The sequence below is a fragment of the Cupriavidus sp. 05N39 genome (assembly GCF_056397325.1).
This window is the reverse complement of record NZ_JBFTNE010000057.1, coordinates 40,408-48,937: the sequence shown is the minus strand read 5'-3', so window position 1 is coordinate 48,937 and position 8,530 is coordinate 40,408. Positions and strand designations below refer to the sequence as shown.

Annotated in this window: 6 protein-coding genes and 1 pseudogene; 5 read left to right on the top strand and 2 right to left on the bottom strand. The window is 68.2% G+C overall.

Going from position 1 to position 8,530, the window contains the following annotated elements:
- The 5 genes and pseudogenes from AC1DN0_RS25085 to AC1DN0_RS25065 form a co-directional block, all read left to right on the top strand.
- Positions 1–315: pseudogene (locus AC1DN0_RS25085) on the top strand (S-layer protein); the annotation flags it as partial.
- 485 nt (positions 316–800) lie between these two features.
- Positions 801–1,061: a hypothetical protein gene (locus AC1DN0_RS25080; RefSeq protein ID WP_441632395.1), complete on the top strand. Its 261-nt coding sequence runs from the start codon at positions 801–803 to the stop codon at positions 1,059–1,061.
- Positions 1,062–1,284: 223 nt separating this feature from the next.
- Positions 1,285–2,133, top strand: a complete 849-nt coding sequence (gene hpnD, locus AC1DN0_RS25075) for a presqualene diphosphate synthase HpnD (RefSeq protein ID WP_441632393.1) — start codon at positions 1,285–1,287, stop codon at positions 2,131–2,133.
- A 55-nt stretch (positions 2,134–2,188) separates the two neighbouring features.
- Positions 2,189–4,204, top strand: a complete 2,016-nt coding sequence (gene shc / locus AC1DN0_RS25070) for a squalene--hopene cyclase (protein ID WP_441632391.1) — start codon at positions 2,189–2,191, stop codon at positions 4,202–4,204.
- A gap of 32 nt (positions 4,205–4,236) precedes the next feature.
- Positions 4,237–4,914, top strand: a complete 678-nt coding sequence (locus AC1DN0_RS25065; RefSeq protein WP_441632424.1) for a phosphorylase — start codon at positions 4,237–4,239, stop codon at positions 4,912–4,914.
- Positions 4,915–4,969: 55 nt separating this feature from the next.
- Here AC1DN0_RS25065 and AC1DN0_RS25060 read toward each other — a convergent pair whose 3' ends face one another.
- A complete protein-coding gene (locus AC1DN0_RS25060) occupies positions 4,970–5,767 on the bottom strand; it encodes an MlaA family lipoprotein (RefSeq protein ID WP_477102210.1) in 798 nt (265 codons plus the stop codon).
- A 17-nt stretch (positions 5,768–5,784) separates the two neighbouring features.
- Positions 5,785–8,451, bottom strand: a complete 2,667-nt coding sequence (gene hpnN, locus AC1DN0_RS25055; RefSeq protein ID WP_441632389.1) for a hopanoid transporter HpnN — start codon at positions 8,449–8,451, stop codon at positions 5,785–5,787.
- Positions 8,452–8,530: the final 79 nt, after the last annotated feature.

The window sequence follows — 8,530 nt, the reverse complement described above, 5'->3', positions numbered from 1 at the left end:
GAATACAGCAAGGAGACCAATGATTCCACGAAGGTCATCGCAACCTTCACCAAGACCGACTGGAAGCTGGACAAGGATGGCTACAACACGGTGACCTACACGTTCACCGCGGCCAAGAGCCAGTACTTCCGCCTGCGGGGCACCAATCTCGGGCTGAACGTGCCGGGAGAAACCGCGAACGGCAACCCGCTGCCCGACACCAAGACCGACCTGGTCGAGAATGCGGCACGCTTCGATGCCATCAACGCGCGCAACTACAACGACCTGTGGTTCTATTCGAACCCGGTGTTCGTGACGGTCGCGTCCGGCGCGTAAGCGCGTAGGCACGTAAGGCCGCAAGCCGCTGGACCGGCATGGCGATACCATGCGATCTGAACGTTTTCGATTGCAGTGTTCAGATCTTTGCGCATTGCCATGCCGGCGGCACGATTACGCGGCACCGCGTCTTGACGACAGCGATGAATCGGCTTTCACTGGCGGGCCGGACGCGCAATGCACCGGCCCTTAGCGGCGCGGCCTGCCCGGCAATGGCAGGCGCGCTTGTGAAGCCTCCTGGAGCAAGGACACGGATCGCCATGGCCATTACCCCCAGCGTCAGCAAGAAGACGTAGCGACACCAGCGGACCACCCTCGATCAACAGAACCCACTCGCGCACCAGTTCAAAGGCAGCCTGGCCCCGGAGAGCCTGGCCGCGCGGAGCGTGACATCGCGCGAAATCCGCTCCGGAGCGTGTCTCAGGGCACATTCAACGGCCGGGACGCYGGCCTACACTGGCGACATCCATCCGGGGAAGGCCGCCATGAACAAGCTAAGGTCCAGCCGTCTGCTCGATCGTATCTCGCCGCTGGTGCTCGCCGACCTGCGCCGCATGCAGGCCGCCGCCGAAGCGGGGCGCGACCCGGCGTCGCAGGTGCAGCCCGCGCCGCTACCCGTGGTGGGTGCGGGTGAATTCGATAAAAATCAAAAAAATGCTGCCAATTGCGCGGAAATTGCCCGCTATGACCCGGAACGGGGTATTTTTGTGATGGAGCTTCGCCTCGCCGGCCGGCGTATCCGATAAGCGCGCCGCCCGCGCAGTTCCGCTGCTGCTCTTGTCGCACGGCTCCGGCTCGCGCCCCCCGCCAACACCCACCTTCGGCTGCCGGCCGCGCCCATGGCGGGACTTGGTATAATTGCCCACTACCCCAAACACATGCCGCCTTGTGCTGCGTGCCTGGCCGCGGCGACTAGCCAGGGCGAGGCAGCACAGCAGCACGGCGGTTCAACGCGTGACGAGGAGTTACGTGGCCGGAACAGAAATCGCAGTGCAAACCGTCCCGCCAGCGGGCAATGCCGTCTCGTCCGGCAGCTCATTCCATACCGCCCTCAAGATCCTGCCCCCCGCGCAACGCGAGGCGATGTTCGAGATCTATGGCTTTTGCCGCGCCGTGGACGATATCGCCGATGGCGACGGCCCGCGCGCCGCGCGCCTCGCCGGCCTGGATGCGTGGCGCGCGGATCTCGCCGCGTGCTATGCCGGTGCGCCGCCGGCCGCGCTGCGTGGCCTGGCCACCCAGATCCAGCGCTTCGGATTGCTGCAGGAAGACTTCCTCGCCGTCGTCGATGGCATGGCGATGGACGTCCTGGCCGATATCCGCGCACCGGACAACGCTACCCTTGACCTGTACTGCGACCGCGTGGCGAGCGCGGTAGGGCGGCTCGCAGTGCGCGTGTTCGGCATGGAGCACGACACCGGCGTGGCGCTGGCGCATCACCTCGGCCGCGCGCTGCAGCTCACCAATATCCTGCGCGATATCGACGAAGACGCCGGGCTCGGCCGCGTCTACCTGCCGGCCGAAGCGCTGGCGGCCGCCGGCGTGCCGCTCGGCGCGCCGCAAGCTATCGTCGGCCATCCCGCCATCGGCCGTGCCTGCGCGGAAGTGGCGCAGCAGGCTCAGGCGTACTATGCGCAGGCTTTCGCTATCATGGCGGGTTGTCCTCGCCGGATCGTGCGCTCGCCGCGCATCATGGGCGAGGTCTACCACGTAGTCCTGCAGCGTTTGCTGGCCCGCGGCTGGGCCAATCCGCGCGCGCGCGTTCGCGTGCCGCGGGCGCGGCTGTTCTGGATTCTGCTCCGGCATGGCCTCATCTGAGGCGATCCCGCGAGGTATTGCTGATTGCGTTGTTGAAAAGAGGACATCGAGACCGATGAGCCAAGTAGCACTATCCCCCACGCCGGCCACGGCCGTGCAGGGTGCGCCGGAGCATCACGAGCTGCAAGGCACGCTCGACCGTGCGCTTGACGCTTTGCTGGCGACCCAGCGGCCGGACGGCCACTGGGTATTCGAGCTGGAGGCCGACGCCACGATCCCGGCGGAATACGTACTGCTGGTGCACTACCTGGGCGAGACCCCGGATGCCGTGCTGGAAGCGCGTATCGCGCGCTACCTGCGCCGCATCCAGAATGCCGACGGCGGCTGGCCGCTGTTCCATCAGGGCCGCTCGGACATCAGCGCCAGCGTGAAAGCGTATTTCGCCCTCAAGATGATTGGCGACGATACCGAATCCGAGCCTATGCGCCGCGCCCGCGCGTCCATCCACGCCCAGGGCGGCGCCGAGGCCAGCAACGTCTTCACCCGCACGCTGCTGGCGCTGTACGGCGTGATGCCGTGGCAAGCGGTGCCGATGATGCCGGTCGAGATCATGCTGCTGCCGCTCTGGTTCCCGTTCCATTTGTCCAAGGTCGCGTACTGGGCCCGCACCGTGATCGTGCCGCTGCTGGTGCTCAACAGCCTGCGCCCCCAGGCCAGGAACCCGCGTGGCGTGGGCATCGACGAATTGTTTATCCGTCCTTGCCAGGCGGCCCGCCTGGCCCCGAGGGCGCCGCATCAGAACCGGGTCTGGTTCACCGTGTTCAGCGCGCTGGATGCTGGCCTGCGCGTGGCGGAGCCGTTGTTCCCCCGCAGCCTGCGCAAGCGTGCCATTGCCCGTGCCGAGAAATTCGTGCGCGAACGCCTGAACGGCGAGGACGGCCTGGGCGCCATCTTCCCGGCCATGGCGAACGCCGTCATGATGTTCGACGTGCTGGGCGTACCGCGTACCGATCCGGACGTGGCGGTGGCGCGCGCTTCCATCGAAAAGCTGCTGGTCGTGCATGGCGACGAAGCCTATTGCCAGCCGTGCCTGTCGCCGGTCTGGGATACCTCGCTGGCCAGCCACGCCTTGCTGGAGGTCGGCGGCCCGCGCGCCGAGGCGGCGGCCGAGCGCGGCCTGCAATGGCTGCGCCCCCTGCAGGTGCTGGACGTGCGCGGCGACTGGATTGTGCGGCGTCCCGACGTGCGTCCCGGCGGCTGGGCCTTCCAGTACGCCAATCCGCACTACCCGGACGTGGACGATACCGCCGTGGTGGCCATGGCCATGGACCGCGCGGCGCGTTCCGGCGCGGCGGCGCCGGCCGTCGCCCCGGCGAGCCATCGCGCGCGCTATGACGAAGCGGTTAGCCGCGCGCGCGAGTGGGTGGCCGGCATGCAGAGCGGCAACGGCGGCTGGGGCGCTTTCGAGCCCGAGAACACGCATGAATTCCTGAACAATATTCCGTTCGCCGACCACGGCGCCTTGCTCGATCCGCCCACCGCCGACGTCTCGGCGCGCTGCCTGTCGATGCTCGCGCAACTGGGTGAAAACTCGGCGAGCAGTCCGGCGTTCAAGCGCGCGCTGCGCTACCTGCTCGACGAGCAGATGGCCGACGGCAGCTGGTACGGCCGCTGGGGCATGAACTACATCTACGGCACCTGGAGCGCGCTGTGCGCGCTGAACGCTGCCGGCCTGCCACCGGAGGCCCCGGAGATGCGCCGCGCGGCAGCGTGGCTGGTGTCGATCCAGAACGCCGACGGCGGCTGGGGCGAGGATGGCAGCAGTTACCGCCTCGACTACCAGGGCTATGAGCCCGCGCCCAGCGTCCCTTCGCAAACCGCATGGGCCTTGCTGGGCCTGATGGCGGCGGGCGAGGTCGATCATCCCGCCGTGGCGCGGGGGATCGATTACCTGGTGCGCACGCAGCAGGCCGATGGCCTGTGGAACGAGGCACGCTTCACCGCGGTGGGCTTCCCGCGCGTGTTCTACCTGCGCTACCACGGTTATGCCCGCTTCTTCCCGCTCTGGGCCGTGGCGCGCTACCGCAACCTGCGCCGCGACGGCACGCGGGCAGTGGCGTGGGGGATGTGAGCGCGCCAGCTTCGCCCGGTTTGTCCGCGCGCCTGCCGCAACGGCAGGCCGCCGGTCCCACGCTGGTGGTGACCGGCATGCGCTTCGAGGCCCGCATTGCCGCGGGCCCCGGCATTGAAACCCTGCACGGCCTACGCGCCGAAGCCTTGGCGCAAGGCTTGCGGCAACGCCTGGCGCATCCCTGCGCGGGCGTGATCAGCTTTGGCGTGGCGGGCGGGCTAGATCCCGCGCTTGCGCCTGGCAAGGTGATTGTCGCCACCGCAGTACACGACGGCGATACGTCGCGGCCGGTCGATGCAAGCTGGTCTCGCGCACTGTCCCTTGCGTTGCCGGAAGCCGTTGCCGGGACGCTGGCGGGCTCAGACCAGGCGGTGACCTCGGTGGCTGCCAAGACGGCATTGCACGCTGCCACGGGGGCGCTGGCGGTCGATATGGAGTCTCATATCGCGGCGCGGATCGCCCAGGAATTCGGGGTGCCGTTTGCCGCCTGCCGGGTCGTGATCGATCCCGCGCAACGGGATGTGCCGCCCGCCGCGGTGGCGGGGATGGGGCCCGATGGCGGCACCGATATCCTGGCGTTGCTCAAGGCGCTGCTGGCGGGGCCGGGGCAGGTGCCGGACCTGATCCGGCTGGGTCGGGATGCCAGGCTGGCGAGGTTGGCGCTGGAGGTGGCGCGGGGCCGGGTGGGGGCGGGGTTTGGTTTAGGGTGAGCCGCCGCCCGGCCTTTGACCCGGGCGGCCGGATCGAAGACCGGGCAGCAAAAGCTTAAGGCTTCGTCCCTTCCGCTTCAGGCTTTTTCTCTTCCCCGCCGGCCGGCGCGGGCGCCGCTCCTTCGGCGGGCGCATCCGTATCCTCGTAATCCGGCAGCTTCCCGCCACCACCCTGGATCAGGTACTGCCGGCGCTGCCGGTACCCATCCCGCACGAAACTGTATTTATCCAGTGCCGCCAGCGACAACAGATCGGTCGCGGCCAGTGCATTGGTACGTGCATCGAGGAAACCCACGCCCCACAGCGCCCACTGCACGTCCTTTTCGACCCACGTGGTAGGCGACAGCTGGAAGTTCACATACAGGCCCACCCCGTCGCGGATCGAACTGGGACCGAACAGCGGCAGCACCAGGTACGGGCCGGCGGGCACGCCCCACACGCCCATCGTCAGCCCGAAGTCGGTGGAGTGCTTGCTCAGGCCGGCTGGCGTAGCGATATCGATCAGGCCGCCGACCCCGAGTACCGAATTCATGGCGACGCGCATGAAGCTTTCCGCCGCGTCCACGCCCTTGCCTTGCAGCAGGTTGTTGACTGTGTTGCCGACGTCGGCCAGGTTCGAGTAGAAATTGGTGACAGCGGTGCGCACCGGCTGTGGCGTGACGGCACGGTAGCCCTTGGCCAGCGGCGTTGCTACGTACTCGTCAGCCTTGTCGTTGACCTTGAAGACTGCGCGGTTGAGCGGCTCCAGCGGGTCGTCCGGGTTGGCTTGCGGGCCGGTGGCGCATGCCGTGGCCAGTAGCGACAGGGAAAGCGCCGACAGTAGGCGCGAGAAGCGAGGGACGGGGCGGTTCATCATGTTGAGATGGCGTTTCAATGGGCCGGTCCGGTAGCGGGCGCGGACCGCTCGCGCGGACGTCCCATCAGGATCGGCTGGAAAAATACGGCGCCGACCAGCGTGCATGCCAGCGCCAGCGCCAGCAGCTTGCCCATGCTGGCCGTGCCTGGATGCTGGGACAACCACAGGCTGCCGAAGGCGGCGGCCGTGGTGGCGGCGCTGAAGAGCACGGCGTGGGTGAGCGGGGACTGCAGCAAGTGTGTCTTGCCCTCGCGCCAGGCGAGCACGTAGTAGATCTTGAAGGCCACGCCGATGCCAAACAGCAGGGGCAGGGCAATCACGTTGGCGAAATTGAGCGGGATGCCGAACACCACGCAAAGTTCCAGCGTGACCAGCGCGGACACCAGCAGCGGCACCAGCGTGCGCAGCACATCGCCCACGCGGCGCAGCGTGATCCAAAGCAGCAGCGTGATCGACAGCACGGCCCAGATGCCGGCTTGGGCAAAGGCGGTCATGATGGTGTCGGCGGAGCCCCGGATCGAGATCGGGCCACCTACCGCGGCGGGCTCGACGCGCTGCACGGCATCGATAAAGCGCGTCAGCGCGGCGTCGCGCGCATCGCTGTTGCTGCTCGACGCATCTCCCGGCTTGGCCGCCGGGGGGAGCTTCGGGCTCACGCTGACCAGGGCCTGTCCGTCGGGGGCGACCCAGTCGCGTACCAGGGCGGGCGGCAAGGTCTCCCGGCTGATCGGCTGCGGCGACAGCATCCGCTGCAGGCGGGCCAGCGCGAGGCGCAGCGGCAGGGCGATGGCCTGTTCGGCGCGCGCGCGGGTGGCGGCGTCCGCGCCGGCAAGCTTGCGCAGCCCCGTAGCCAGGTGGGCGGCTTCGGTGGCGCCCGGGCCGGGATGATCCTCCGCCGCGAGGGTGAGCTGGCGCGCCGCGTTCTTGAGCGAATTGACGAGCCGCGCATCGTCCGCAGGCGTGGCCACGGTCTGCGTCAGCACCGGCATCAGGCTCGCCGATGCTTTGGCGATCAAGGCCAGCCGCGCTGGCTGGTCGTCGGGTATGAAAGTCTGCAGCGTGACGACGCGCGACACCTCCGGCAACGCTGCCAGGCGGTTGGCGGCGGCGACGGCCACGGCAAGAGAGGGCGCCAGCACGTTGACGTTGTCGGTGCCGGCCTGGGGCGCATCCTTGAGCGAGAGCAGGGTTGCCATCGATTCCGAGTGCGGATCCTTGAGGTGCAGCGGATCGAAGTCGAACCGCAGGTGCAACAGCAGGGGCGAGCCGGCCAGGATCAGGCCGCAGGTGACCAGCAGCACTTGCTTGCGATAGCGCTCGAAGAACACATCGGCCGGTGCCAGCCACTTGAAGCCAGGCACTTCGGTCCGTCCCGCTTCGTCCTTCGGGCGGAATACCGTGATCAGCGCGGGCAGCAGCGTGATGGTGGTGGTGAACGCGATCAGCATGCCCACCCCTGCGATCTGGCCCAGCTCGGCCACGCCGCGGTAGTCGGTGGGCAGGAAGCAGAAGAAGGCAGCCGCGGTAGCGGCGGCGGCAAGCGCCAGTGGCACGCCGACCGCCTTGGCGGCACTCGCCAGGGCTACCGGGATTTCGGGATGCACATGGCGCTCGGCGCGGTAGCGCACGCCGAACTGAATGCCGAAATCCACGCCAAGCCCGACAAACAGCACGGCGAAGGCCACGGAGATCATATTGAGCGCGCCGACCATGGCCAGCCCGAGCGCGGCGGTGATGACCAGGCCCACCAGCATGCTGGCCAGTACCGCCAGGATCAGCCGCTTGGAGCGCAATGCCAGCCACAGGATCAGGATCACCACCAGCAACGTCAGCACGCCATTGAAGGCGGCCCCTTCCTTGACCGAGGCAAATTCGTCATCCGCCAGCGCTTGCGAGCCGGTCAGGCGCACCGTGGCGCCGTACCGCTGGGCCAGCCCGAGCTTGGCCGCCGTGGCGCGAATAGCGCCGGCGGCATCCGCGCCGGCTTGCAGGCCGGCGTAGTCGAGCACGGGGCTGAGCGCGACGAACGCCGTGGCGACGCCGCCGGGCGCAGGTTGCAGGCTGCTGTCGACCAATCCGGTCCAGGACAGCGCTCCGGGCTTGCCTGCCAGTACCTGGTCCACCGTGCGCGCGCTGCTGCCGAGCAGCTTGGCCATGTCGCCCAGCTTGACCTGCCCGAGTTGCAGCGGCAACGACAGCGTAGTCGATAGCGTATCGGACAGGCCGCGCAGGGTCGGGTCATGCGCAAGGGCGTTGAGCAGGGGACGTGCCTGGGTCAGTTGCGTGGTGGTATCGCGCAGCTTTTCCGTTTCGACGAAGAGCAGTCCGTTACGCTCGAAGAATTCCCCGCCGCCCGGCTGGCTGACGGCGCGAAAGCGCTCGCCCTGCTGGCGCAGCGCCTTGGCCAGCTCGTCGGCGGCGGCGTCCGCCAGTTCCGCGGCCGGCGCCTGCACCACGGCCAGGATCATCTGGTCGCGCTGGGGAAAGGCGGCGCTCACGGCGGCATCGCGGCGCGCCCAGGGCTGGTCCGACTGGAGCAGGCGGCTGATATCGGTGTTGATGGCGAAATGGCCTGCCACATAGACGCCGCTGGCGGCAGTCAGCAGCAGCGTCAGCGCGATCACGGGCCACGCGCGGCGGGTAGAAAACTGGACGATGCGGATGACCAACGACGTCAACATGGGCGATAAGGGGGACAGTAACTGTGTGGCGCGCAACGAGGCGCGAAAAAAAGCGCAGCGCAGCGCGCAAAGCGGCAGC